The following is a 25,201-nucleotide window of genomic DNA, read 5'->3' as shown; positions in this document are numbered from 1 at the left end:
CGAGGTGGGGGATGTCCCCGCCCGCACGTAGGGTTGGGGACAAATGACGACGCAGTTTCCCCTCCCCGGTCTTCCTGCCGCCGACCCGACTCCGGAGGGCGAAGGGCGGCGCCCGGCGCGCCCCGGACGCCCCACCCGGGAGCAGCTGCTCGAGGGCCTCAACGAGCCGCAGCGCGAGGCCGTGGTCCACGAGGGCACGCCGTTGCTGGTCGTCGCCGGCGCCGGCTCCGGCAAGACGCGGGTGCTCACCCGGAGGATCGCCTGGCTGACCTCCGAGCGTGGCGCCCACCCCGGCTCGATCCTGGCGATCACGTTCACCAACAAGGCCGCGGCGGAGATGCGCGAGCGCGTCGAGGAGCTGGTCGGGGGCCGTGCCCGGATCATGTGGGTGAGCACGTTCCACTCCGCGTGCGTGCGGATCCTGCGCAAGGAGATCGACAAATTCGGCTTCAAGTCCAGCTTCTCGATCTATGACGCCGCGGACTCCAAGCGACTGATGACCCAGGTCTGTCGTGACCTCGACCTCGACGTGAAGCGCTACCCGCCCCGGTCGATCCTCAACTGGGTCAGCAACGCCAAGAACGAGCTGCAGGACCACGAGGACGCGGCCCGCAACGCCGCGAACGGCCAGGAGGAGGTGTTCGCCTCGGCGTACGGCGAGTACCAGCGCCGTCTCCGCCAGGCCAACGCCCTCGACTTCGACGACCTGCTGATGCTCACCGTGCACCTGTTCCGGGCGTTCCCGGCGGTGCGGGAGAACTGGCGGCGCCGGTTCCGCCACGTGCTCGTCGACGAGTACCAGGACACCAACCACGCGCAGTACGCCCTGATCCACGAGCTGTGCGCGGACAGGCTGGAGGACACGTCGGCGTCGATGGTCTCGACAGGCTCGACCGACGGGGGCGGCTCAACCGGCGAGGCCGTGGCTCCCGCCGAGCTGATGGTCGTCGGTGACGCAGACCAGTCGATCTACGCGTTCCGCGGCGCGAACATCCGCAACATCATGGACTTCGAGCAGGACTTCCCGAACGCGCGCACGGTGCTGCTGGAGCAGAACTACCGCTCCACCCAGACCATCCTGACCGCGGCCAACGCCGTGATCAGCCGCAACGAGAGCCGCAAGCCGAAGAACCTCTGGTCCGACGCCGGCTCGGGGGAGCGGATCGTCGGCTACGTCGGTGACGACGAGCGCGACGAGGCCCGGTTCGTGGCCGAGGAGGTCGACAAGCTCACCGACGCGGGAGACGCGCGTGCGGGCGACGTCGCGGTGTTCTACCGGACCAACGCCCAGTCGCGCGTCTTCGAGGAGGTCTTCATCCGGGTAGGCCTTCCCTACCGCGTGGTCGGCGGCGTCCGGTTCTACGAGCGCCGCGAGGTGCGCGACGCCCTGGCCTACCTGCGGGTGCTCGCCAACCCGGCCGACTCGGTGTCCCTGCGCCGGGTGCTGAACACCCCCAAGCGCGGCATCGGCGAGCGGGCCGAGGCCTGCATCGGCGGGCTGGCGCAGCGCGACGGCATCACGTTCTGGGAGGCGCTGCAGCGCGCCGAGGACGCTCCCGGCCTGGCCACCCGCTCGCTGAACGCGATCCGCGGGTTCGTCGAGCTGATCGAGCAGCTGCAGTCGATGGTCGCCGCCGGTGAGCGGGTCGACGTCGTGCTGGAGCAGGCGCTGACCCGCAGCGGCTACCTCAAGGAGCTCGAGGACCGGATCGCCGAGCTCAACGACCCCCAGGACGAGACCCGGGTGGAGAACCTCGCCGAGCTGGTGGCGGTGGCCCGCGAGTTCGCCGAGGACCCGCAGGCCGGGCCGTCCGCCGACCCTGCCGCGGTCTACGACGAGGAGGGCGACCCGGTCGAGGCCCCGGCCGATCCGCCCGGGCTGGTCGACTTCCTGGAACGGGTGGCGCTGGTCGCCGACTCCGACCAGATCCCGGACGCCCCCGAGGAGGAGGACGGAGCCGCTGCTCCGGGCGTGGTCACCCTGATGACGCTGCACACCGCGAAGGGCCTGGAGTTCCCGGTGGTGTTCCTCACCGGGCTCGAGGACGGGATCTTCCCGCACATGCGCTCGCTGGGTGACAAGCCCGAGCTCGAGGAGGAGCGCCGCCTCGCCTACGTCGGCCTGACCCGCGCCCGCGAGCGGCTCTACGTCTCCCGTGCCGTGGTGCGCTCGGCCTGGGGCGCGCCCCAGCACAACCCGGCGTCGCGGTTCCTCGACGAGCTCCCGGTCGACCTCGTCGACTGGCGGCGTACGGCGGACGCGATGACCTCCTGGAACCGGCCCTCCTTCGGCCAGTCCGGGGCAGCGGTCGGCTCGGGGTTCGGCTCCGGCATCCAGCGCCGGTTCGGTACGGCGGCCGCCCGCTCGGACGCCTCGAAGAAGGCCAAGGCCGGCCGTCCGATCCCGTCCCTGGACCCCGGCGACCGGGTGCAGCACGACAGCTTCGGGCTGGGCACGGTGGTGGCGCTGGAGGGCGTGGGCGACAACGCGGTCGCCTCGATCGACTTCGGCACCGACGGCGTCAAGCGGCTGCTGCTGCGCTACGCCCCGGTGGAGAAGCTCTAGCGGCTGGCCCGGCTGCGAATCACGGGCCTTCTGACTACGGGCCTTCTGACTACGGGGTGACGCCGTGGAAGGCCAGCGCCTGGGCCGGGTCGACCGGGTCGCCGCCGCCGGGGCGGACCTCGAGGTGCAGGTGGGGGCCGGTGCTGTTGCCGGTGGAGCCGACGGTGCCGATCTGGGTACCGCCGACGACCTGCTGACCCACGCTGACCCCGATGGTGGTCTGGTGGCAGTACCAGATCTCGGTGCCGTCGGCGAGGGTCTGGATGGTGCGGTTGCCGTAGGCGCCCGCCGACCCGGTCTCGGTGATCACGCCGTTGGCGACGGCCACGATGGGGGTCCCGGAGGCAGTGGCGAAGTCGAGGCCGGTGTGGTTGCTGGACCACAGGCTCCCGGAGCTGCCGAACCGGCCGGTCAACCGGTAGCCGGTGGTGGGCAGCTGCCACTGGTTCTTCGCGATCTCGCCCGCACGGGCCTCGGCAGCCTTGCCGAGGGACTTCAGGGCGGCGTTGCGCTCGGCGGCGTCCTGCTCGGCGGCGGCCGCGAGGTCGGCCTGGGCGGCGTCCTGCATCGCCTGGCGCTCGGAGTCGCGGCTGATCGCCCGCTCGCGGGAACCGAGGTTCACCGAGACGGCGTCGGTGCCGGAGTGCTGGTGGCCGGCCGAGGAGAGCTGGAAGGTGCGGGGCGCAGCGGCCTGCTCGTCGACGAGCACCGCGCCGGCGCCGGCTGCGACCAGGCTGATCAGTCCCACCACCGCAGGCACGGACGGCAGCTGCAGGGGGAGCGGGACGATCGTCGAGAGGAGCTTCGGCTTGTCGGCGCGACGGCGCCCGCCTGCTCCCGCGGATGCCACTTGGGGTCGCCCGGCTGCAGGTCGCGGCCGGTGGCTGCGGTCTGCGCGGTGATTAGCCATGTGATACCCGTCATTAGGCCTTGTGGGAGGCGACGAACACGATAACGGTCATGTCACGACATGTGAAATGCGGTTGCTTTTCACGCACGCTCAACGATGAAGGCGCCCAGAGGCGACGCTGGTTCGCCTGTGGCCCCGCTCACGCGCCGGTGGTGACCCGCTAACCTGCAGCCATGTTGCGCATTGTGGTGGCCAAGCCCGGGCTCGACGGCCACGACCGGGGAGCCAAGGTCGTCGCTCGCGCCCTGCGCGACGCCGGTCACGAGGTCATCTACACGGGGCTGCACCAGACCCCCGAGCAGATCGTGGAGACCGCGATCCAGGAGGACGCCGACCTCGTCGGGCTCTCGGTGCTCTCCGGGGCGCACATGACGCTGTTCCGCAGGATCATCGAGCTGCTCAAGGAGCGCGACGCCGGCGACATCGCGGTCTTCGGCGGCGGGATCGTGCCCGAGGAGGACTTCCCCGCGCTGGAGGCGCTCGGCGTGGCCAAGATCTTCACCCCCGGCGCCACCACCGGCGAGATCACCGGCTGGGTGAGTCAGCGGTTCCCCGACTGACCTGAGCCCCAGACCGGCCGTCTCAGACGTCCGGGTGCGTCCGGCGCCGTACCAGCACCAGGCCCGACAGCAGCAGCATCAGACCCAGGGCCGCCACACCGGTGAGGCCCCGGGCGGCGCCGGTCTCTGCGAGCGCCGAGGCCCCGGAGCCACCGGTGCTGGGGAGCGCGCCGGCGGCTGCGACCGCAGCGCCCTGGGCGGCTTGTCCGTGCTGGCCCTGCTGCCCGCCCGGTTCCTCCGGGGCAGCCTGCCCGTGGCCACTGCTGGGGCCGGCAGGTTCGCCCGTCCCCGGTTCGCCCGTTCCCGGCCCCGGAGTCTCTGGTCCCGGAGTCTCCGGTCCGGGATTGCCGGGCACCGCGCCGGGACCTGCTCCCACCAGCGGGAGCTCCAGGACCCCGGGGCTCTGCCGGCTCGTGCTGATCGTCACCGGCCCGGCGGTGAGGTTGTTGGCGTAGGCGCTGTCGCCGCCGGCGACCACGAGCTGGATCCGGTGGCCTGCCGGGAACCGCTGGGCCACCGCGGGGAGCTCGATCTGCACCGGTCGGGTGACGTCGCGGACCCGAGCGGGGGACACGAGCCGGTGCTGCAGGGTCCGGGTGCCGTCCGGGGCGAGGTCGTAGAGCTTGGCGAACACGACGAGCTTGCCGGCGGCTCCGCTTCCCTGGGCCGTGGCGGCGACGGGCGCGTCGATGCGCACCGTGAGCCGGGGGGAGCCGACGAGCACAGCGTCGCGCTGGAGCGGCGCGGTGGTGTACGCCGCGAAGGTGCCCGGCGTGTCCGAGGGGGGCGGCTCGCTGGGGAGCATCCCGCCGATCCCGGAGAGCTCGGAGTAGGAGCTGCCCACCGGCGAGACCGCGAACCTGGCGGTGCCGGTCCTCACCGCGGCCGGTGAGGAGGTCAAGGAGTTCGTGCCGTCGAGGTAGAGGGTCGAGGTCGGTGCGCCGGTGAACGTCTCTGCCTCGGCGTAGGCCGCGTCGACGCCCTTCTGGGTGCGGTCGACCCAGTCCCGGAAGTACTCGAACTCCGGGCCCGGGTCGGCGGAGTCGTCGCCACGGACGTAGCGGTCCATCCACTGGATCCAGCGGCGTCCCTGGTGGCTGCCCTCGACCCCGCCGGAGAGGTCCAGGTCGTCGGGCACCCCGTCGCCGGAGTGGCCGCCGGAGAACCACGACATCGCCACCGGGGTGCCCTGCTTCTTCAGGGCGCGGTAGGTGGCCACGGCCTCCTGGAGGTTGAACAGGGTGTCGCGCTGCCCCTGGACGAGCAGGGTCGGGACCTTGATGTCGGCCAGGTAGTCGGACACCGACGCGCCCCGGGCCAGGTCCAGGGTCGGCTGGTCGGGGTAGCCCAGGGTCTGCAGCTGTGCGGCGGCCAGGCAGGCCTGGTCGGTGAAGTTGGGGCAGCCCACGTTGCGGGCCGGGTCGGCGCCGCCGTACTCCAGCCCGGCCACGATCCCGAGGGCGAAGAACAGGCCGATCCACTGCTTCTTGGCCACGCCCGGGGTGGCGTAGCTGACGCCGCCGGCCTGGTCGGTGTTGTTCGGGGCCAGGGAGTAGGAGAGGTCGTTCCAGGTGATCGTGGGGATCAGCGCGTCGATCCTGGGGTCGAGCGCGGCCACGGCGAACTGGATCTGGCCGCCGTAGGAGCCGCCGACCATCCCGACCTTCGGGTCGCCCTGCGCCTCGGTCTCCACGTAGTCGATCGTGCGCGGCTCGCTGCCGCCGTCCAGGGTGTAGGTCTTCTTCCCGGCGAGCACGTCGACGACCTGCTTGCCCGCCTGGCCGTCGTGGTCGCGGTCGTCGAGGGTGATCTTGCACTGGGACCCGCCGAAGCCGAGCCCGGAGTAGGAGATCACCACGTAGCCACGCTTCGCGAACGCGCTCGCGGCGCCCACCTGGCCGTCGTCGTCCTTGGTGCCGCCGAAGCCGTGGGTGGTCAGGATCGCCGGCGCCGGGTGGGCCGCGTCCACCCCCTCGGGGCGGTAGAGGTCGGCCTCCACGGTGCACGGGACGTCCGAGCCGGGACCGACCAGCGTCGAGATCTCGATCGCCTCGGTGGTGAAGGCGAGGTCCGTCCCGGTCGGGAGCGCGGCGGCTGCGGCAGTTGCGGGCCCGGGGACGCCCGCGACCAGCAGGAGGCTGCAGGTCAGGAGCGTGGCGAGCGCGGTGGGGCGAGGCATGCCCGGTCAACGAGCGGAAAGGCCCCCGGTCACGAGCCCCGGCCGCCGGGGTCGCAGCCGCGTCATCGACGTGACCTGCGTCTCTATGGGTTCCACGCCCGCGCCCCGACGTGGCCGTGTGGCCTTCTCGGGGTCTAAGGTCGGGCGGAGCGGACGCCGGGTCGATCCCGGGCGCCCATCGAGTCTCAGCAAGACCCAATGCTCGATGCCAACGATGCCACAAAGGAGCGGTTGACCCGTGGACCTGATGGAGTACCAAGCGAAGGAACTCTTCGCCAAGCATGGTGTGAAGGCGACACTCGGCACGGTCGTGCAGACCGCCGAGGAGGCCAAGGCGGCCGCCGAGGAGATCGGTGGAGTCACCGTGATCAAGGCGCAGGTCAAGGCCGGTGGCCGCGGGAAGGCCGGCGGCGTCAAGATCGCCAAGACCCCCGAAGAGGCGCAGCAGCACGCCGAGGCGATCCTCGCACTGACCATCAAGGACCTCCCGGTCAACCGGGTGCTGGTCACCCCGGCGACCCCGCCGGTGGAGGAGTACTACTTCTCCTTCCTGCTGGACCGCTCCAACAGGTCCTACCTGTGCATCGCCTCGGTCGAGGGTGGTGTGGAGATCGAGGAGGTCGCCAAGACCAACCCCGACGCGGTGAAGAAGATCCCGATCGACCCCGGCACCGGTGTCGACGAGGCCAAGGCCACCGCGATCGTCGAGGAGGTCGGCTTCCCCGCCGAGCTGCGTGACCAGGCGATCACCATGGTGCAGCAGCTGTGGACCGTCTTCGTCGAGGAGGACGCCACCCTGGTCGAGGTCAACCCGCTCGCGCGGCTCGAGGGCGACGTGCTCGAGGCGCTCGACGGCAAGGTCTCGCTCGACGAGAACGCCGACTTCCGCCACGAGGACCACGCGGCCTTCGAGGACAAGGACGCCGCCGACCCGCTCGAGGCCAAGGCCAAGGCGAAGGGGCTCAACTACGTCAAGCTCGACGGCGCGGTGGGCATCATCGGCAACGGCGCCGGCCTGGTCATGTCGACCCTGGACGTCGTCGCGTACGCCGGCGAGAAGCACGGCAACGTGAAGCCGGCCAACTTCCTCGACATCGGCGGCGGTGCCTCCGCGGAGGTGATGGCCAACGGTCTCGACGTGATCCTGGGCGACGAGCAGGTCAAGTCCGTCTTCGTGAACGTCTTCGGCGGGATCACCTCGTGCGACGCGGTCGCCAACGGCATCGTGAGCGCGCTGGAGATCCTCGGCGACGAGGCGAACAAGCCCCTCGTCGTACGCCTCGACGGCAACAACGTGGAGGAGGGCCGGCGGATCCTCGCCGAGGCCGACCACCCGCTGGTCGTCATCGAGGAGACCATGGACGGCGCGGCCGCCAAGGCGGCTGAGCTCGCACACGCAGCCACCAACGACGCGGCAGGGGCCTGAACACATGTCGATCTTCCTGAACAAAGATTCCAAGGTCATCGTCCAGGGCATCACCGGCGGCGAGGGCACCAAGCACACCCGCCTGATGGTCAAGGCGGGCACCAACGTGGTCGGCGGGGTCAACGCCCGCAAGGCCGGCACCACGGTGACCCACCAGGACCCTGACGGCAACGACATCGAGCTGCCCGTGTTCGGCTCGGTCGCCGAGGCGATGAAGGAGACCGGCGCCGACGTGTCGGTGGCCTTCGTGCCCCCGGCGTTCACCAAGGACGCCGTGATCGAGGCGATCGACGCCGGCATCGGCCTGCTGGTGATCATCACCGAGGGCGTGCCGGTGCAGGACTCCGCGGAGTTCTGGGCCTACGCGCAGAAGAAGGCCGCCGAGGGCTCGACCACGCGGATCATCGGGCCGAACTGCCCCGGCATCATCACCCCGGGCGAGGCGCTCGCCGGCATCACGCCGGCCACGATCTCCGGCTCCGGCCCGGTCGGCCTGGTCTCCAAGTCGGGCACGCTGACCTACCAGATGATGTTCGAGCTCAAGGACTACGGCTTCTCGACCGCGATCGGCATCGGCGGTGACCCGATCATCGGGACCACCCACATCGACGCCCTCGAGGCGTTCGAGAACGACCCCGACACCAAGGCGATCGTGATGATCGGCGAGATCGGTGGCGACGCGGAGGAGAAGGCCGCGGCGTACATCAAGGAGCACGTGACCAAGCCGGTCGTGGGCTACGTCGCCGGTTTCACCGCACCCGAGGGCAAGACGATGGGCCACGCCGGCGCCATCGTCTCCGACGGCGCGGGCACCGCGCAGGGCAAGAAGGAGGCCCTCGAGGCCGCCGGGGTCAAGGTCGGCAAGACGCCGTCGGAGACCGCGGACCTGATGCGGGAGATCCTGAAGGGTCTCTAGGCCAGCCAGACACAGCACAGCGGGAGGAGTACGCCGGACCGGCGTACTCCTCCCGCTGTCTTTTGCGCCCGGCTCAGCCCTACCGCCGGATAGTCCGAGACGATTCCGTCCCCGATCGGGGGTTTTGACGACGGGAACGTCTCGGACTATCCGGAATCCGGCTGCTCAGGTCACGGCGTTGCGAGAGGAGTACTCCGGGTCGGCGTACTCCTCTCGCTGCACCACCAGCTCGAGGCGCTCCACGGCGGTCCGCACGTCCTCGAGGGTGTTGTAGAGCGGGGCGAACCCGAACCGGGCGATGTCGGGGTCGCGGAAGTCGCCGATCACATCGCGGGCGATCAGCGCCTGCACCACGCCGTAGGCGTGCGGGTGGCGCAGCGAGACCTGGCTGCCACGGCGCTCGTGCTCGCGCGGGGTGGCGATCTCGAAGACCCCGGGCAGGCGCTCCTCGACGAGCGCGATGAACAGGTCGGTCAGCTCCAGCGACCGGGCCCGCAGGTCGCCGAGGTCGACGCCGTCGAAGGCCTCCAGCGCGGCGTCCAGCGCGGAGAGCGCCAGCACCGGCGGGGTGCCGGAGGCGAAGCTGCCGATGCCCGCGGCCGGCTCGTAGTCGCGCGCCATCGCGAACGGGCTGGCGTGCCCCATCCAACCGGTGATCGGCTGCCGGGCGGCGGCCTGGTGCTCTGGGGCCACCCACAGGAACGCGGGGGCCCCGGGTCCGCCGTTGAGGTACTTGTAGGTGCACCCCACGGCGAGGTCGGCGCCGGCGCCGGTGAGGTCGACCGGCACGGCGCCCGCGGAGTGGCACAGGTCCCACTGGACCAGGGCGCCACGGGCCTGGGCCTGCGCGGTGATCTCGGCCATGTCGAACATCGCGCCGGTGCGGAAGTCGACGTGGGTCAGGCTGAGCAGTGCGACGTCCTCGTCCACCGAGGCGAGCGGGTCCGCCGGGTCGCACCAGCGCAGCTCGAGGCCCATCAGGTCGGCCACCCCGGCGGTGATGTAGCCGTCGGTGGGGAAGGTCGAGGGCTCCACGACCAGCACGCGGCGGTCGGGACGCAGGCGCGCGGCGGCGACCGTGGTCTTGAACAGGCTCACGCTGGTGCTCTCGCCGAGGTGCACGTCGTCGGGCCCGACCCCGATCAGCGGGGCGATCCGGCCGGCGACCCGGCGCCGCAGCTCCATCCAGTGCGCGTCGTTCCAGGAGCGGATCAGGCCCTGTCCCCATTCGCGGCGTACGACGTCCTCGACCCGCTCGGCCACGCCGACGGGAAGGGCGCCGAGCGAGTTCCCGTCGAGGTAGACCAGCCCGGGGGGCAGCGAGAAGGCGCTCACCGGCTGGCCGGGAGCTCGAAGAGCCGGTCGCGTGCCCGGGTCATCAGCGTCTGGAACGCGAGCTCGTCGACGTCGTTCTTGCCGGTGGGGGTGAAGGTCACCTGGGCAACATAGCTGCCGACCCGGGCCACCCCCATCCAGAAGCCCACCGTGCTGCCCTTGTCGATCTCGCTGTCGAGGCGCCACAGCGCGTACTCCGACCCGCGGTAGCCCTTGGTGAGGGCGACCTCGCTGCTCACCTCGGCGCCGAGGTCGCGGTCCTCACACGTGCGCATGGCCTCGCTGACCTTCCGGACCAGGGCGGCCGCGCGCTGGGGGGTCGGGAAGCCGCCGTAGGTCTCGGTGATCCCGAACCGCCGGGGCAGGCCTGCCTTCGGGATCAGGAACGTGCGGGTCATCGCGGTGGGTGACCCGTTCCTGACGAAGTTGGTCCGGTCGCAGGTGGTGGCGGCGAGGTTGGGCCGGGCCGGTACCGGCCGGGTCCCCACCCAGGGGCGGTCGATGCTGCCCACCACGGGGAGGTCGCCCGCGGCGAGCGTGCCGGGGGTCTCCCCGGAGGGCGGGGGCAGCACCGGTGCCGCGGTCACCGTGACCGGGCACGGCCCGGACGGGTCGGCCGAGCACAGGTTGCGCAGCGCCGTGGTGAGCACGCCCATCGCCGGCTTCAGGCGCACCTGCTGGCCACCGAGGCTCTCCAGCACCGTGGAGACGGTCAGCGACCCGGTGCGGGCCAGGCCGACGACGTAGGTCCGGCCGGTGGGGCCCGGGCTGCGCAACTTCAGCATCTGCGCCTCCTCGCCGAGGCCGCGCACCTGGTAGGTGTTCAGCAGCTGCATCCGGACCCGGCCACACCCCGCGAACCAGCCCAGGGTGGTCCGGTAGGCGGCGGCCGCCGCCGCGGGGGACCGGGAGATCTCCACGGTCTGGAGGTACTTGCCGTTCGACGGTTTCGCCGGGGAGCTCTGGGTGGCGAAGGTGCGCACGAACGTCCCGCGGCCCTTGGGGTCGGCGAACCGGGTCTCCTGGCAGACCGTGTTGATGCCGGACCCGGAGGTGTTGTCCGAGGTCTCCACGAGCTGCCAGCGCTGCGGCGGCGCCAGGGCCTGCACCTGCGCGGGGGTGATCAGCATGTCCTCGGTGACCGGGTCCACGGGCGCCTGTCCGGCGCTCGCGGAGGCCCTCTCCTGGCTGCCTCCGGTGACGAAGGTGCCGGTGGCCAGCGTCAGCGCCAGCAGGATGACGACCGCGGTGACGAGCTGGAGCCGGCGGCGTTGCCGTCCCCCGCTCTCGATGGCCGGTGGCGGCGGGAGCGTCCTGGCCTCGGCGACCGGGACCAGGGACTCCAGGGCTGCGGGCACGTCCCGGTCCAGGGCCTCGGTGGCGCTTTCGATCAGGTCCCGCACCGCGTCGGGCGACTCGCCGAGCTCGCGACCGATCCGGTCGGCGGGGAGCTGTGCGAGGTGGGTCAGCAGCAGCACCTTGCGCTGCTGGACCGTGAGCCCGTGCAGGGCGTCGAGCACGCTCGTCTGCTCGGGGGTCAGGCCCCGGTCGCGACGCCACAGGCGGCCCACGTGCCGCCGCTGGGCCATCGCCCAGGCGCGGGGACGCACCCACTCCTCGGGGTCGGCGAAGGCGCTCACCTTCTCCCAGTGCTGGCTCGCGGCCACGAAGGCGTCGCGCACGGCGTTGCTCGCCGCGGAGATGTCACCGGTCAGCGCGTAGGCCTCGAGGACCAGTCGGCGACGGCTCTCGAGGTAGAACTCCTCGAAGTCGCGGGCCGGCGATCCGGGCGGGGTGGGCGTAGGCATGACAGGCCGAGGTTACCCGCGTGCCTCACGCGGCTCCCTGGAGTCCTGGGTCAGGATGGAGTGCGATGACTGACCTGCTGAACCGACCATCGGCCGCGAGCTCCTCCCGACGTACCGGGGGGCGTTCCCTCGGGGGACCTGCGGGGCGCCTGTACCGGGCGCTCACCGGTCGCCCCGCCGAGGGCAGCGGAGCGCCCGAGGGCCGGCCGCTGACGGTGTCGGCCGGACTGGCCGCACTGGGCGCCGCGGCGACGACGATGGCGACCTGCATGGGCCTCGCGGTGATCGGCTGGTTCCTGGCCGACGCGGGCGCCCACGGGGAGACCACCGACGCGCTGCGCGTCGGCGCCGACGTGTGGCTGGTCGGGCACGGCTCCCAGCTCACGGTGGGCGGCACCCCCCTGGGGATCGTGCCGCTGGCCGTCACGGCGCTGATCGCGATGGTCGTCCTGCGTTGCGGCCGGTGGGCGGCCGCGACCTCGCAGCCGGTCGAGGACGACCGCACGCTGGCCGTCGCGGCGACGATCTTCACCGGCCTCTACGTCGTGGTCGCGGTGATCACCTGCGTGCTGGTGGCCAGCGAGGCCGCCAGCCCGGGTCTGGGCCGCACGATCGTCGGCTCGCTGCTGCTCTCCGGTCTCGTGGGCACCCTGGGGATGGCTGCCGGCACCGGCCGGCTGCGGGTCTGGGTGGACCTGGTCCCGGGCTGGGTCCGGTCGGCCCTCCACGGGGCCCTCACCTCCTTCCTGGTGCTGTGCGCGGCCGCGGCGCTGCTGGTCCTGGTCGCGCTCGCGCTGGGCCTCAGCGAGGCCGCCACGGTGATGTCCGGCCTGCAGCTGAGCCCGGGCGACTACGTGATGTACGCCGTGGTGATGCTCGCGGTCGCGCCGAACGCCGTCCTGCTCGGTGCGGCCTACCTGCTCGGGCCCGGGTTCGCCGTGGGCACCGGCACCGTGGTCTCGCCGTCGGTGGTGGCGCTGGGGCCGGTGCCGGCCTTCCCGCTCCTGGCCGCGCTGCCCGAGAGCGGTCCGACGCCGCCCTGGATGATGGCGGTGCTGGCGGTGCCGGTGCTGGCCGCGGTGGTCGGCGCCTTCCGTGCCCAGCGCGCCTACGGCGTCGCGGCGTACGACTCCGCCGCCCTGCGCGGCTTCGGCGTCGGCACCGGGGCAGCCCTGCTGACGACCGTGGCGATCACCCTGGCCGGAGGGCCGATGGGCACCGGCCGGATGGCCGACATCGGGGCCCCGGCGGCGGAGGTACTGGTCGCCGCGTTGATGGCGATGGGCCTCGGTGGGCTCCTCGCCGGGTCGGCGACGGCCTGGTGGCAGCGCCGGGGAGCGGACTCGTGACCGGCCTCGGTAGCCTGTGCCGGTGCCTGCCACCCGCCTAGTCGTTCTCGTCTCCGGCGCCGGCACCAACCTCCAGGCGCTGCTGGACGCGACGCAGGACCCGGCGTACGGCGCCAGCGTGGTCGCCGTCGGCGCCGACCGCGGCGGCATCGAGGGCCTGGAGCGCGCCGACCGTGCCGGCGTACCCACCTTCGTGGCGAAGGTGGGTGACTTCGGGTCCCGAGAGCAGTGGGACACCGCCCTGAGCGAGACCGTGGCCGCCTACGAGCCGGACCTGGTGGTCCTGGCGGGGTTCATGAAGCTGGTCGGGCCGCAGTTCCTGCGCCGGTTCGCCGGGCGGGTGGTCAACACGCACCCGGCGCTGTGCCCCTCCTTCCCCGGTACGACGGGGCCGGCCGACGCGCTCGCCTACGGAGTCAAGGTCACCGGCGCCACCTTGTTCGTCGTCGACGAGGGCGTGGACACCGGGCCGATCATCGCCCAGACGACCGTGCCCGTGGAGGACGGCGACGACGTCGAGTCCCTGCACGACCGGATCAAGGTCGCCGAGCGCACCATGCTCGTCGACAGCGTGGGGCGCATCGCCCGTGAAGGCATCACCATCACCGACAGGAAGGTGCGGATCGGCTCATGAGCCACCCCACAAAGCCCGACACTCACAGCCCCCAGAACACCCCCGACCGGGTCGGGATCAGGCGTGCCCTGGTCTCGGTCTACGACAAGTCCGGGCTCGAGGAGCTCGTCCGCGGGCTGCACGACGCCGGCGTGGAGCTGGTCTCCACCGGGGGCTCGGCGAAGCTGATCGCCGACCTCGGGCTGCCGGTCACCAAGGTGGAGGACCTGACCGGGTTCCCCGAGTGCCTCGACGGGCGGGTCAAGACGCTGCACCCGCGGGTGCACGCCGGGATCCTCGCGGACCGGCGGCTGCCGGACCACGTCGCCCAGCTCACCGAGCTCGGCGTGGAGCCGTTCGACCTGGTGGTCTCCAACCTCTACCCGTTCACCGACACGGTGGCCTCGGGCGCGGGCCCGGACGAGTGCGTCGAGCAGATCGACATCGGGGGCCCGTCGATGGTGCGCGCCGCCGCCAAGAACCACCCCTCGGTCGCCATCGTCACCTCGCCGCAGCGGTACGCCGACGTGCTCGCCGCTCTCGCCGAGGGCGGTTTCACCCTCGAGCAGCGCAAGCGGCTGGCCGCCGAGGCGTTCGCCCACACGGCCGCCTACGACGTGGCCGTGGCGAGCTGGATGGGCAGTGTGCTCACCGACACCAGCGACGGCACCGGGTTCCCGGAGTTCACCGGCGCGACCTGGGAGAAGGCGGCCGTGCTGCGCTACGGGGAGAACCCGCACCAGCCGGCCGCGCTCTACCGGCACTGGCGCGGCGGCCTCGCCTCGGCCGAGCAGCTGCACGGCAAGGAGATGTCCTACAACAACTACGTCGACACCGACGCGGCCCGCCGGGCCGCCGGTGACTTCGAGGCCCCGGCGGTCGCGATCATCAAGCACGCCAACCCGTGCGGGATCGCGGTCGGTGCCGACGTCGCCGAGGCGCACCGCCGCGCCCACGAGTGCGACCCGGTCTCCGCGTTCGGCGGCGTGATCGCGGTGAACCGTCCGGTCTCGGTGGAGATGGCGCGCCAGGTGGCCGAGGTGTTCACCGAGGTGATCGTGGCCCCCGACTACGAGGACGGCGCCGTGGAGGTGCTCCAGGGCAAGAAGAACATCCGGATCCTGCGCTGCCCGGTGGACCAGAACCCGGACCCGGTGGAGTTCCGCGCGATCAGCGGCGGGGTGCTCCTCCAGCGTGTCGACCACGTCGACGCCGAGGGCGACGACCCGGCGAACTGGACGCTGGCCACCGGCGAGGCCGCCTCCCCGGAGGTGCTCGCCGACCTCGCGTTCGCGTGGAAGGCGTGCCGCTACGTGAAGTCCAACGCGATCCTGCTGGCCTCCGGTGGCGCCTCGGTCGGCATCGGCATGGGCCAGGTCAACCGGGTGGACTCCTGCCGGCTCGCGGTCACCCGCGCCGGCGAACGGGCCGCCGGCTCCGTGGCCGCCTCGGACGCGTTCTTCCCGTTCGAGGACGGCCCGCAGATCCTCATCGACGCCGGTGTCTCCGCGATCGTGCAGCCGGGCGGCTCGGTGCGCGACGAGCTCACCATCGAGGCAGCCAAGAAGGCCGGCGTGACGATGTACTTCACCGCCACGCGCCATTTCGCGCACTGATCAGGGACGCGCCAGCGGACCTGATGAGGGTGGTCGAGCAAGCGACCACGGCTGAGCTTGCGAAGCCGTAGGGAGCGTGTCGAGACACCGGTGAGGCGCAAGGCAGTGGGCGCCACAGCCGGCACGGCGACGGACAAGCAGAGGCGACAACGAACACGCACGACGCGCACAACCTCCCGATGACAGGATGACCACATGACTGCACAGAGGCTCGACGGGACCGCTACCGCCAAGGCGATCAAGGCAGAGCTGACCGAGCGCGTGGCCAAGCTGCGCGAGCGCGGTGTCACCCCCGGGCTGGGCACCGTGCTGGTGGGGGAGGACCCGGGCTCGACCTGGTATGTCAACGGCAAGCACAAGGACTGCGCCGAGGTCGGCATCGAGTCCATCCGCGAGGACCTGCCCGCCACCGCGACCCAGGACGAGATCCTGGCCGCCGTACGACGCCTCAACGAGAACCCTGCCTGCACCGGCTACATCGTGCAGCTGCCGTTGCCGAAGGGGATCGACGAGAACGCCGTCCTGGGTGAGATCGACCCGGCCAAGGACGCCGACGGGCTGCACCCGACCAACCTCGGCTGGCTGGTGCTGGGCAAGCCGGCGCCGCTGCCGTGCACGCCGTTCGGCATCGTGACGTTGCTGCGTCGTCACGGGGTGGAGCTGGGCGGCGCCGAGGTCGTGGTCGTGGGACGTGGCGTCACCGTGGGGCGGCCCCTCGGGCTGCTGCTCACCCGGCGTTCGGAGAACGCCACTGTGACCCTGTGCCACACCGGCACCCGTGACCTGGCCGCGCACGTGCGCCAGGCCGACATCGTGGTCGCCGCTGCCGGGGTGCCCGGCATCATCACCGGCGACATGGTCAAGCCCGGTGCGGCCGTGCTCGACGTCGGTGTCTCCCGGGTCGACGGCAAGCTCGCCGGCGACGTGGACGCCTCGGTGTGGGACGTCGCGGACTGGGTGTCCCCGAACCCCGGCGGCGTCGGCCCGATGACCCGCGCGATGCTGCTCTCCAACGTGGTCGAGCGTGCCGAGGCCGGCCTGAAGCTCGATGACGGCCAGACCAGTGACGGGCAGCGCGTCGGCTCGTGACCCCCTCGCAGGAACCGCGCCAGATCCCGTCCACGCCGGGTGGCCTCGTCTACCTGATCGTGGTCGCGGTCAGCGCGTTGGGCGTGCTGGTGGTGGCGCTGGGCCCGTGGCGGCGCGGCGTGCTGCTGATCGGTGCGGCCCTGCTGCTCGGGGCGGTGATGCGGGCGGTGCTCTCCGACCGTGACGCCGGGATGCTGCGCGTGCGCCGCAACCGGTGGGTCGACGTGATCATGCTCGGTGGGGTGGGTACGACGCTGATCGTGCTGGCCAGCGTGATCCCGAACCAGCCAGCGTGATCCCGAACCAGCCAGCGTGATCCCGAACCAGCCGGCCTGACCCCTCAGTCCAGGGCGGGGTCGGGTTGGGCGCCGTGGTGGCGGACGGCTCTCGCGCCTGCCTGTAGTGCCGAGGCGAGCGCCTGCTCGCGGTCCTCGCCGCGCGCGAGGGCGGCGGCCAGCGCTCCGCAGAACGCGTCCCCGGCACCGGTGGTGTCGAGCACCTCGGCGTCGGGGACCTCGACGGCCGGCAGCCGTCGCCCGTCCCAGTCGGCGCCCTGGGCGCCCAGGGTGACGAGCAGCGAGCCGGGGGTCGCTCCGGTCGCTGCCAGCAGGGCGGCCTCGTGCTCGTTGGCGATCACCGGGTCGCAGAGCGCGACCAGGCCGGCCGGGAGGTCGGCGTACGGCGCGATGTTGAGCACCACCCGAGCCCCCCGCTCCCGGGCCAGCGAGCACGCGGCGGCGACGGTGTCGACCGGCACCTCGAGCTGGGTGAGCAGCACGTCACCGGGGGCGATCGTGTCGATCAGGGCCAGGGCATCCGACCCGACGTGGGCGTTGGCGCCAGGGGCCACCACGATCGTGTTCTCGCCCGCCTCGTCGACCACGATCAGGGCGGTGCCCGTCGGCGAGTCCGGGAGTACGCCGACCCCGGTGACGTCCACGCCACGGTCCCGCAACCGGGCGAGGTAGGAGCGGCCCGCCTCGTCGTCGCCCACGGCGCCGACCATCACCACCTCGGCGCCCGCGGCAGCGGCGGCCACGGCCTGGTTGGCGCCCTTGCCCCCGGCCAGCCGGTCGAGTCCCCGGCCGAGCACGGTCTCGCCGGGCGCGGGGTGTCGCTCCACGTGGGTGACGAGGTCGACGTTGAGCGAGCCGAGCACCAGCACCCGTCCCATCAGGCGTCCCCGCGCAGGTCCGTCATCGGGACGCGCGGACCGTGTCCAGCCACAGCCGCGCGTAGCGCTCGCCGTCGACCTCGAGGGCGACCTCGATCGTCGTGGGCGCCTGGCCGTGCGGGTCGTGCGCGAGGTCGCCGTCCCAGTCGCGGCGGTCCACGATCGTGCGTCCCCGCGACCAGGTGCCGGCCAGCTCGACGCGTACGGGCAGCCGCTGGGTCTCCAGGCCGCCGGGGTCGATCACGGCGCACACCGCGCCGGCGTCGCCGATGGTGGCGGACCTCGTCCCGAAGCGGCCGCACTGGAAGGAGATCAGCCGGCCGCCCAGTCCCGCCGGCCCGGTGTCGTGGGCGGCGACGAGCGCCTCGGCGTCCTCGAGGTGGACGCGGGGACCGTAGAACACGTCGAGGCCGTACATCACCAGCTCGATGTCCACGTCGGCGCACGCGTCCAGGGTGATTGCGGCCGCCTCCGGGTCGTGGAAGACATTGAACTCCGCGGAGGCGGTGGCGTTTCCGACGTTGGCGGCACCGCCCATGAACAGGATCCGCTCGATCCCGGGCGCCACCTCGGGGTAGGTGCGCAGGAGCAGCGCGATGTTGGTCATCGGTGCGAGCGGCACCAGCGTCACGGGTGCGCCGTCCTCGGCCGCCTGCAGGAGCACGTCGCGGAGCAGCTCCACGGCGTGCCGCGGGTCCGGCGTACGCACCGACACCGGCCAGTCGAGGTCGCCCATCCCGTCGTCGCCGTGCACGTGGCGAGCATCGGACGGCTCCTCGAGCAGGGGCCGGGCCGCCCCCGCGCCGACCGGCACGTCGGCGCGGCCGCACGTGTCCAGCACGGTCAGGGTGTTGCGGACCACATCGGGCAGGGGAGCGTTGCCGCCCACGCAGGTGACGGCCTTGAGGTCGAGCTCCGGGTGCAGCGCTGCGAGCAGGAGCGCGCAGGCGTCGTCCACCCCGGTGTCGACGTCGAGGACGATCGGCGTGGGCGGCATCGCTGGGTGCCTGTTGCCGAGCCGGGTCAGATCAGCCCGAGCTCCTTGACGGCGTCGCGCTCCTCGGCGAGCTCCTTGGTGGAGGCGTCGATGCGGCCGCGCGAGAAGTCGTTGATCTCCAGGCCCTGGACGATCTCCCAGTCACCGTTCTTGGTGGTGACGGGGAAGGAGGAGATCAGGCCCTCCGGGACGCCGTAGGAGCCGTCGGAGCGCACGGCCATGGAGACCCAGTCGCCCTCGGCGGAGCCGGCGAGCCAGTCGTGGGCGGCGTCGATCGTCGCCGAGGCCGCGGAGGCGGCCGAGGAGGACCCGCGGGCCTCGATGATCGCGGCACCGCGCTTGGCCACGGTCGGGATGAAGTCGTTCTCCAGCCAGCCCTGGTCGTCGACGGTCTCGGCGGCGTTCTTGCCGGCGATCTCGGCGTGGAAGATGTCGGGGTACTGGGTGGCGGAGTGGTTGCCCCAGATCGTCATCTTCTTGATGTCGGTCACCGAGGCGCCGGTCTTCGCCGCGAGCTGGGAGATCGCCCGGTTGTGGTCGAGGCGGGTGAGCGCGGAGAACCGCTCCTGGGGGATGTCGGGCGCGTTGGTCATCGCGATCAGCGCGTTGGTGTTCGCGGGGTTGCCGGTCACGCCGATGCGTACGTCGTCGGCCGCCACGTCGTTGAGCGCCTTGCCCTGGGCGGTGAAGATCGCGCCGTTGGCCTCGAGGAGGTCGCCGCGCTCCATGCCGGGGCCGCGGGGGCGGGCGCCGACGAGCAGGGCGAGGTTGACGCCGTCGAAGACCTTGGTGGCGTCAGCGCCGATCTGGACGCCGGCGAGCGTCGGGAACGCGCAGTCGTCGAGCTCCATCACGACGCCCTCGAGCGTCTTGAGCGCGGGCTCGATCTCGAGGAGCCGCAGCTCGATCGGCTGGTTGGGCCCGAACAGGCCTCCGCTCGCGAGGCGGAACAGCAGGCTGTAGCCGATCTGGCCGGCGGCGCCGGTGACGGCGACCTTCAGAGGGGGCTGGGTGCTCACGAGATCTCCTGAGTTGCGACGTGACGGACGCCTCGAAACTAGCAGCGCCCCAGCTCCCTGGTAAGCGCGGCCCGGTTCTGCGGACCGCTACCCGGACGCTTACTCCGCCCGGATCAGCTCGGGGCGGATGCGCGGCGCGGAGGCGATCACGGTGATGCCGGCGAGCAGCACGCCCCCGGCGCACCCCATGGCCGCCAGCAGCAGCACCGCGTTCCACGGAAGCGCGCGGGACTCGTCGAGGGTCAGGTACGTCGCCCCCGCCGCGAGCCCGGCTCCGATCGCGAGCAGTGAGCCGATCACCAGGGGAGCGGCGACCTCGATCCACTGCGCCCGGCGCAGCACCCGGGCCGGGACGCCCACGAGCTGCAGCGCGGTGAGCTCGCGCCGTCGTTCCACCGCACGGTCGATCGCCGCGATGCCGAAGGACAGCAGACCCAGGGAGATCACCAGCGCCCCCATCGACCACACCAGGGCCCGCAGCGTCGCGACGTAGTCGTAGTCCTCCACGCCGAAGCCACTCACTCCGTCCTCGGCGAGGCCGGACCTCAGCAGGACCTCGATGAGGTCGCGCCCGGGATCGGCGAGCACGATCATCGTGACGGTCTCGTCGGTGAGCCGCTCCACCCCGGGAAGGCCCGGAGGCAGCAGGATCTCGCCACTGAGGCTGCCGTAGTCGGCGTCGGTGAGCCCGGCGACCTGGCGCGTGGGCGCCGGCAGCCGCAGGGTGCCACGGTCCGCTGCGTTCCAGGCCAGCTCGTCCGGTGCCTCGAGGGGCCTGCCCAGCCACATCGGCTCGTCGTCGCGGCAGCCCTGCGCGGACGGTGCGAGCCGGGCGAGGTCGCCGCACGACAGCACCTGCCCTTGGAAGCAGGTGGGACCGGTCTGGCAGTCGCCGGCTTCGGCGACGTACGTCGCGATGGCCGCGCGCACGCCCGGCAGGTCTTCGATCCGCTGCCGCACCGCTGCGCGGTCGGCTCCGTCGACCGGGAGGCTGGCGACCTGCTGGAACTGGATGTTCTTCTCGGCCGCCAGGTACTGCGGGGTGGACTCGAAGGCCACCACCACACATCTCGCCCCGGTCACGACGAACAGTCCGATCAACAACCCGGAGACGACCCGGGTCATCGTCGCCGGCTGTGCCTGGATGCGGCGCGCCGCCAGCAACACCGCCGGGGACCGACCGAACAGATGCAGGACGTCGCCGACCAGGCGGACGGCGACCGGCACCACGAGCAGCACCCCGAGGCCCAGCGTCGTGATCGAGCCGATCAGGTTCACCGACAGCCAGGCGTCGCTCTCGATGCCCGTCAACCGGAGCAGCCACGAGAACCCGGCGCACCAGGCGATCCCGGCTGTCAGTGGCAGCAGCCGCCACAATGAAGGTCGCCGCGCTTCGGCCCGGCGTACGCCGGCCAACAGCTGTGCGCGTCCCAGCCGCTCGGGCAGCGCGGCGACCGCCACCACCACGAGGGGGACGCCGAGCACGATCGTGGCGGTGACGGCCGCCGGGGGAGCGATCGCCCCTGCTGGGTAGGACGCACCCCACACCGGCACCAGCGTCAGCAGTGGTCTCAGCGCGACGGAGACGACCAAGGCGGCCAAGGATCCTGCGAGGGCCGCGACCCCGGTCTCGGCCGTGGCGACCGCGCGAGTCTGCGCGGGGGAGAGACCGAGCAGGCGGAGGTTGGCCAGGCGTCGGCCGCGCAACCCGGCGGACAGCCGCCCGACGGTGGCGGCCAGCACCAGCACCGGCACCCCGACCCCCATCACCAGGGCCGCGGCCAGCCAGATCATCCCGCGGTCGGAGTAGCGGTACGGGTTGGCGGCCACGTCCGCGGCGGTGAGCCCGGCCGCGCTGAGCAGCACCGTCGCTCCGACCAGCGCCGCGAACGCCACCAGCACCGAGCGCAGCCGGGAGGCCCGGTTGCCGTGCCAGGCCAGCCGCAGGCCCAGGCCGAGCGCCGACCTCATGGCGCGACGCCGGCGGGCTCCTGGACGCGCCCGTCGCGCACCAGCACCAGCCGGTCGAGGTGCGAGGCGACCACGTGGTCGTGGGTGACCACGAGCAGGGCCGCCCCGATCGCACTGGTCAGCGAGACCATCGCGTCCAGCACCGTCTCCGAGGTGAGGGAGTCCAGGGCACCCGTGGGCTCGTCGGCGAGCACGACGGCTGGCCGGTGCACCAAGGACCGCGCCACCGCGGCCCGCTGGGCCTGGCCACCGGAGACCGCTCCCGCGCGATGGTCCGCGAGGTCACCGATCCCGAGCTGGTCGAGCAGCTCGGCGGAGGCGGCGCGCGCGTCGGCCCGCCTGGTCCCGGTCAGCTGGAGGGGCAGCATCACGTTCTCGACCAGGGTGAGCTCAGGGACGAGGCCCCCGAACTGGAAGACCACCCCCATCCGTCGCAGCCGCTTGGCCGAGCGTGCGGATTCCGAGACGGTGTCGAGCCTGCTGCCCTCGAAGTGGACCGCGCCCTCGTCGGGGCGCACCACCCCGGCCAGGCAGTGCAGCAGGGTCGACTTGCCGGAGCCCGACGGCCCCATCAGTGCGACCCGCTCGCCCGCCGCCAGTGCCAGGCTCGCCCCGTCCAGGGCGGTGGTCTCGCCGTAGCGGACGACGAGGTCGCGGGCGGAGAGCAGGTGTGGGTCGTCCATCTGGGGGCTCATCGATCGCTTCCCTGCGTTGCCATCCGCTGGGCGGCCTCGTCGATCCAGCGCACGTCGGCGTCGAGGTGGGCGAGCTCGTAGGTGATCGCGAGCAGCGACTCGGGGTCCGCCGTACGCCGTGCCTCGGTCAGCTCGCGCATCCGGGCGACGTGGGCCGCACGCTGCGCGTCGATGACCCGGCTCACGTCGCGCCCGGAGAGCAGCGCGAGCGTGAGGCGGTTCAGCAGCGTGCGGGACGCCGTGTCCTGTGGTGGCTGCGCGTTGTAGACGAACTCGTCCACGATCCCGACCCCTTCCTCGGTGATCCGGTAGAGCTTGCGCTCGGGGCCCTCGCCCGACTCCGTACCCGCGACGTCGGCCCAGCCGTGCCGTTCGAACCGGGCCAGGCTCGCGTACACCTGCCCGAAGGCCAGCGGCTTTGCCGGCGCGAGGTGCTGGTCGTAGAGCTGCTTGAGCGTGTACCCGTGGGCGGGGCGGGGCTCGAGGAGGGCGAGAAGGGCGGGGGCGGTGCTCATGAGCGGACTATACACACGGTGTATTCACATTGTGAATAGTTAAATCGGAAGTGCGGTTGTGCCTGCGCGCGAGCGCTGAGAGGCTGGCTGACGCAGTGACCGCCGAGGCCGTGCGGTATCTTGACGTGAAGATAAATCCCCGAGCAGACGCATCAGGAGTCACACGTGACCGAGTCGAGCATCATCTACACCCACACCGACGAGGCGCCTCTCCTGGCGACGTACTCGTTCCTCCCGATCATCGAGGCGTACGCCGAGAAGGCCGATGTCTCGGTCCAGACCCGCGACATCTCCCTCGCGGCCCGGATCCTGGCGAGCTTCGCCGACCTGCTTCCCGAGGACCAGAAGGTCTCCGACGACCTCGCCGAGCTCGGCGACCTCGCGAAGACGCCCGAGGCGAACATCGTCAAGCTGCCCAACATCAGCGCCTCCATCCCGCAGCTCAAGGCGGCCATCGCCGAGCTCCAGGAGCAGGGCTTCGCGCTCCCCGACTACCCCGACAACCCGCAGTCCGACGAGGACAAGGACGCCCGCGCCCGCTACGACAAGGTCAAGGGCAGCGCCGTGAACCCGGTGCTCCGCGAGGGCAACTCCGACCGGCGCGCGCCGGAGTCGGTGAAGAACTACGCCCGCAAGCACCCGCACTCGATGGGCGAGTGGAGCTCGGACTCCAAGACGAACGTCGCGCACATGACCTCCGACGACTTCCGCTCCAACGAGAAGTCCGTGGTGATCGACAAGGAAGGGACCCTCCGCGTCGAGCTCGTGACCGATGACGGCACCGAGGTGCTCAAGGAGTCGATCCCGGTCGAGGCCGGTGAGGTCGTCGACGCCACGTTCATGAACACCGCAGCGCTCCAGTCGTTCCTCAAGGAGCAGATCGCGAAGGCCAAGGCCGACGAGGTGCTGTTCTCGATCCACCTCAAGGCCACGATGATGAAGGTCTCCGACCCGATCATCTTCGGCCACGCCGTACAGGCGTTCCTGCCCGAGCTGTTCGCCGAGCACGGCGACGTGCTCCTCGAGGCCGGCCTGGACCCCAGCAACGGCCTCGCGAGCATCATCTCCGGCGCCGAGAAGCTCGGCGGCGAGAAGGGCCAGGCGATCCTCGACTCCATCAAGAAGGGCCTCGCCGAGGGCCCCGAGCTGGCGATGGTCGACGACCGCAAGGGCATCACCAACCTGCACGTGCCCAGCGACGTGATCGTGGACGCGAGCATGCCCGCGATGATCCGCACCTCCGGCCACATGTGGGACCCGAAGGGCGAGGAGGCCGACACCCTGGCCGTCATCCCCGACAGCAGCTACGCCGGCATCTACCAGGTCGTGATCGACGACTGCCGCGCGAACGGCGCCTACGACCCCGCCACGATGGGCTCGGTGGCCAACGTCGGCCTGATGGCCCGCGCCGCCGAGGAGTACGGCAGCCACGACAAGACCTTCGAGATCGCCAAGGCCGGCACCGTCCGCGTGGTCGACCAGGACGACAACGTGCTGATGGAGCACCAGGTCTCGCCCGGCGACATCTGGCGTGCCTGCCAGACCAAGGACGTCCCGATCCGCGACTGGGTCAAGCTGGCCGTCACCCGCGCCCGCGCCACCGGCGCCCCGACGATCTTCTGGCTCGACGAGACCCGGGCGCACGACGCCAACCTGATCGCGAAGGTCAACGAGTACCTCCCGCAGGCCGACCTCGTCGGTGACGCCGAGGGCCTCGACATCTCGATCAAGAAGCCCGAGGAGGCCATCAAGGTCTCGATCGACCGGATCCGCAAGGGCGAGGACACCATCTCGGTCACCGGCAACGTGCTGCGCGACTACCTCACCGACCTGTTCCCGATCCTCGAGCTCGGCACCAGCGCGAAGATGCTCTCGGTGGTGCCGCTGATCAACGGCGGCGGCCTGTTCGAGACCGGCGCCGGCGGCTCGGCGCCCAAGCACGTGCAGCAGCTGCTCAAGGAGAACTACCTGCGCTGGGACAGCCTTGGTGAGTTCCTCGCGCTGGCGGAGAGCTTCGTGAAGTACGGCGAGGTCACCGACAACGCGCACGCGAAGGTGCTCGGGCAGACGCTGGACCGGGCGACCGGGACCTTCCTGGACGAGAACAGGTCGCCGGGCCGCAAGCTGGGCACGATCGACAACCGGGGCAGCCACTTCTACCTCGCGCTCTACTGGGCCCAGGAGATCGCGAAGCAGACCGACGACCCCACCCTCGCCGAGGCGTTCGCCCCGCTCGCGGAGCAGCTCTCCGAGGCGCAGGAGAAGATCGCCGAGGAGCTGATCGCCGTCCAGGGCTCGCCGGCCGACGTCGGCGGCTACTACCGCCCCGACGAGGAGAAGGCCTCGCAGGTGATGCGTCCCTCCAAGACGTTCAACGACCTGCTCGCCTCGCTGAACTGAGACCCATTCCACATACGCACACACGCCACCCGGGAATCCGGGTGGCGTGTGTGCGTTGAGGCA

General features: G+C 71.8%; 20 protein-coding genes. 10 read left to right on the top strand and 10 right to left on the bottom strand.

The window, feature by feature from the left end; translation table 11 throughout:
• The first annotated feature begins 43 nt into the window (after window positions 1-43).
• Window positions 44-2,566: a DNA helicase PcrA gene (gene pcrA / locus AC4BGB_RS06635; protein WP_490545873.1), complete on the top strand. Its 2,523-nt coding sequence runs from the start codon at window positions 44-46 to the stop codon at window positions 2,564-2,566.
• A gap of 49 nt (window positions 2,567-2,615) precedes the next feature.
• On the opposite strand, the gene AC4BGB_RS06630 is transcribed toward pcrA, so the two are convergent.
• Entirely contained in the window at window positions 2,616-3,416 is an 801-nt protein-coding gene (locus AC4BGB_RS06630; protein ID WP_490545871.1) for a M23 family metallopeptidase, read from the bottom strand.
• Window positions 3,417-3,649: 233 nt separating this feature from the next.
• On the opposite strand from AC4BGB_RS06630, the gene AC4BGB_RS06625 reads away from it, so the two are divergent.
• The gene (locus AC4BGB_RS06625; protein ID WP_490545869.1) at window positions 3,650-4,036 is read left to right on the top strand and encodes a cobalamin B12-binding domain-containing protein; all 387 of its coding nucleotides are present in this window, start codon (window positions 3,650-3,652) and stop codon (window positions 4,034-4,036) included.
• Window positions 4,037-4,058: 22 nt separating this feature from the next.
• Here the strand turns inward: AC4BGB_RS06625 and AC4BGB_RS06620 are convergent, their stop codons facing one another.
• Window positions 4,059-6,215 carry an alpha/beta fold hydrolase gene (locus tag AC4BGB_RS06620; RefSeq protein ID WP_490545867.1) on the bottom strand — a complete coding sequence of 719 codons (2,157 nt, stop codon included), beginning with the start codon at window positions 6,213-6,215 and terminating at the stop codon, window positions 4,059-4,061.
• Between the two features lie 238 nt (window positions 6,216-6,453).
• Between AC4BGB_RS06620 and sucC the strand changes: the two genes are divergently transcribed.
• Entirely contained in the window at window positions 6,454-7,641 is a 1,188-nt protein-coding gene (gene sucC / locus AC4BGB_RS06615) for an ADP-forming succinate--CoA ligase subunit beta (protein ID WP_490545865.1), read from the top strand.
• A gap of 4 nt (window positions 7,642-7,645) precedes the next feature.
• Entirely contained in the window at window positions 7,646-8,557 is a 912-nt protein-coding gene (sucD, locus tag AC4BGB_RS06610; RefSeq protein ID WP_490545864.1) for a succinate--CoA ligase subunit alpha, read from the top strand.
• A gap of 165 nt (window positions 8,558-8,722) precedes the next feature.
• Here the strand turns inward: sucD and kynU are convergent, their stop codons facing one another.
• On the bottom strand, window positions 8,723-9,892 hold the full coding sequence (gene kynU / locus AC4BGB_RS06605; RefSeq protein ID WP_490545862.1) for a kynureninase: 1,170 nt from the start codon (window positions 9,890-9,892) through the stop codon (window positions 8,723-8,725).
• A complete protein-coding gene (locus tag AC4BGB_RS06600) occupies window positions 9,889-11,700 on the bottom strand; it encodes a hypothetical protein (RefSeq protein WP_490545860.1) in 1,812 nt (603 codons plus the stop codon). The genes kynU and AC4BGB_RS06600 overlap by 4 nt, the downstream gene beginning before the upstream one ends.
• A gap of 65 nt (window positions 11,701-11,765) precedes the next feature.
• Here AC4BGB_RS06600 and AC4BGB_RS06595 point away from each other — a divergent pair, with 65 nt between their 5' ends.
• The 5 genes from AC4BGB_RS06595 to AC4BGB_RS06575 all read left to right on the top strand — a co-directional run bounded on the left by AC4BGB_RS06595 (window position 11,766) and on the right by AC4BGB_RS06575 (window position 16,663).
• Complete coding sequence (locus AC4BGB_RS06595) at window positions 11,766-13,049, top strand: cell division protein PerM (protein ID WP_490545858.1); 1,284 nt, start codon at window positions 11,766-11,768, stop codon at window positions 13,047-13,049.
• Window positions 13,050-13,071: 22 nt separating this feature from the next.
• Window positions 13,072-13,683 (top strand): phosphoribosylglycinamide formyltransferase, encoded by a 612-nt coding sequence (purN, locus tag AC4BGB_RS06590; RefSeq protein ID WP_490545856.1) that lies wholly within the window; start codon window positions 13,072-13,074, stop codon window positions 13,681-13,683.
• On the top strand, window positions 13,680-15,278 hold the full coding sequence (gene purH / locus AC4BGB_RS06585) for a bifunctional phosphoribosylaminoimidazolecarboxamide formyltransferase/IMP cyclohydrolase (RefSeq protein ID WP_490545855.1): 1,599 nt from the start codon (window positions 13,680-13,682) through the stop codon (window positions 15,276-15,278). The genes purN and purH overlap by 4 nt, the downstream gene beginning before the upstream one ends.
• 195 nt (window positions 15,279-15,473) lie before the next feature.
• Window positions 15,474-16,367, top strand: a complete 894-nt coding sequence (locus tag AC4BGB_RS06580; protein ID WP_490545853.1) for a bifunctional methylenetetrahydrofolate dehydrogenase/methenyltetrahydrofolate cyclohydrolase — start codon at window positions 15,474-15,476, stop codon at window positions 16,365-16,367.
• Complete coding sequence (locus tag AC4BGB_RS06575; protein WP_490545852.1) at window positions 16,364-16,663, top strand: DUF3017 domain-containing protein; 300 nt, start codon at window positions 16,364-16,366, stop codon at window positions 16,661-16,663. Before AC4BGB_RS06580 ends, AC4BGB_RS06575 begins: the two co-directional genes overlap by 4 nt.
• Window positions 16,664-16,707: 44 nt before the next feature.
• Here the strand turns inward: AC4BGB_RS06575 and AC4BGB_RS06570 are convergent, their stop codons facing one another.
• The 6 genes from AC4BGB_RS06570 to AC4BGB_RS06545 all read right to left on the bottom strand — a co-directional run bounded on the left by AC4BGB_RS06570 (window position 16,708) and on the right by AC4BGB_RS06545 (window position 22,738).
• Window positions 16,708-17,541, bottom strand: a complete 834-nt coding sequence (locus AC4BGB_RS06570) for a ribokinase (protein ID WP_490545851.1) — start codon at window positions 17,539-17,541, stop codon at window positions 16,708-16,710.
• Between the two features lie 22 nt (window positions 17,542-17,563).
• A complete protein-coding gene (locus tag AC4BGB_RS06565) occupies window positions 17,564-18,538 on the bottom strand; it encodes a nucleoside hydrolase (RefSeq protein WP_490545850.1) in 975 nt (324 codons plus the stop codon).
• Window positions 18,539-18,564: 26 nt separating this feature from the next.
• A complete protein-coding gene (locus AC4BGB_RS06560) occupies window positions 18,565-19,557 on the bottom strand; it encodes a malate dehydrogenase (RefSeq protein WP_490545848.1) in 993 nt (330 codons plus the stop codon).
• A gap of 99 nt (window positions 19,558-19,656) precedes the next feature.
• A complete protein-coding gene (locus tag AC4BGB_RS06555; protein WP_490545846.1) occupies window positions 19,657-21,528 on the bottom strand; it encodes a hypothetical protein in 1,872 nt (623 codons plus the stop codon).
• The gene (locus AC4BGB_RS06550; protein WP_490545844.1) at window positions 21,525-22,211 is read right to left on the bottom strand and encodes an ABC transporter ATP-binding protein; all 687 of its coding nucleotides are present in this window, start codon (window positions 22,209-22,211) and stop codon (window positions 21,525-21,527) included. The genes AC4BGB_RS06555 and AC4BGB_RS06550 overlap by 4 nt, the downstream gene beginning before the upstream one ends.
• A gap of 8 nt (window positions 22,212-22,219) precedes the next feature.
• Window positions 22,220-22,738 (bottom strand): PadR family transcriptional regulator, encoded by a 519-nt coding sequence (locus tag AC4BGB_RS06545; protein WP_490545842.1) that lies wholly within the window; start codon window positions 22,736-22,738, stop codon window positions 22,220-22,222.
• 165 nt (window positions 22,739-22,903) lie between these two features.
• Between AC4BGB_RS06545 and AC4BGB_RS06540 the strand changes: the two genes are divergently transcribed.
• Window positions 22,904-25,138 (top strand): NADP-dependent isocitrate dehydrogenase, encoded by a 2,235-nt coding sequence (locus AC4BGB_RS06540; protein ID WP_490545840.1) that lies wholly within the window; start codon window positions 22,904-22,906, stop codon window positions 25,136-25,138.
• The last annotated feature ends 63 nt before the right edge of the window (window positions 25,139-25,201 follow it).

This window comes from Nocardioides sp. Z30_9, from assembly GCF_058215735.1.
This window is presented reverse-complemented; position numbering and strand designations above follow the sequence as displayed.

Excerpts from the sequence above, each read along its gene's own strand:
- pcrA (WP_490545873.1), top strand. The coding sequence starts at position 44 with ATGACGACGCAGTTTCCCCTCCCCGGTCTTCCTGCCGCCGACCCGACT.
- AC4BGB_RS06625 (WP_490545869.1), top strand. The coding sequence starts at position 3,650 with ATGTTGCGCATTGTGGTGGCCAAGCCCGGGCTCGACGGCCACGACCGG.
- AC4BGB_RS06620 (WP_490545867.1), bottom strand. The coding sequence starts at position 6,215 with ATGCCTCGCCCCACCGCGCTCGCCACGCTCCTGACCTGCAGCCTCCTG.
- sucD (WP_490545864.1), top strand. The coding sequence starts at position 7,646 with ATGTCGATCTTCCTGAACAAAGATTCCAAGGTCATCGTCCAGGGCATC.
- AC4BGB_RS06600 (WP_490545860.1), bottom strand. The coding sequence starts at position 11,700 with ATGCCTACGCCCACCCCGCCCGGATCGCCGGCCCGCGACTTCGAGGAG.
- AC4BGB_RS06595 (WP_490545858.1), top strand. The coding sequence starts at position 11,766 with ATGACTGACCTGCTGAACCGACCATCGGCCGCGAGCTCCTCCCGACGT.
- purH (WP_490545855.1), top strand. The coding sequence starts at position 13,680 with ATGAGCCACCCCACAAAGCCCGACACTCACAGCCCCCAGAACACCCCC.
- AC4BGB_RS06580 (WP_490545853.1), top strand. The coding sequence starts at position 15,474 with ATGACTGCACAGAGGCTCGACGGGACCGCTACCGCCAAGGCGATCAAG.
- AC4BGB_RS06570 (WP_490545851.1), bottom strand. The coding sequence starts at position 17,541 with ATGGGACGGGTGCTGGTGCTCGGCTCGCTCAACGTCGACCTCGTCACC.
- AC4BGB_RS06565 (WP_490545850.1), bottom strand. The coding sequence starts at position 18,538 with ATGCCGCCCACGCCGATCGTCCTCGACGTCGACACCGGGGTGGACGAC.
- AC4BGB_RS06555 (WP_490545846.1), bottom strand. The coding sequence starts at position 21,528 with ATGAGGTCGGCGCTCGGCCTGGGCCTGCGGCTGGCCTGGCACGGCAAC.
- AC4BGB_RS06550 (WP_490545844.1), bottom strand. The coding sequence starts at position 22,211 with ATGGACGACCCACACCTGCTCTCCGCCCGCGACCTCGTCGTCCGCTAC.
- AC4BGB_RS06545 (WP_490545842.1), bottom strand. The coding sequence starts at position 22,738 with ATGAGCACCGCCCCCGCCCTTCTCGCCCTCCTCGAGCCCCGCCCCGCC.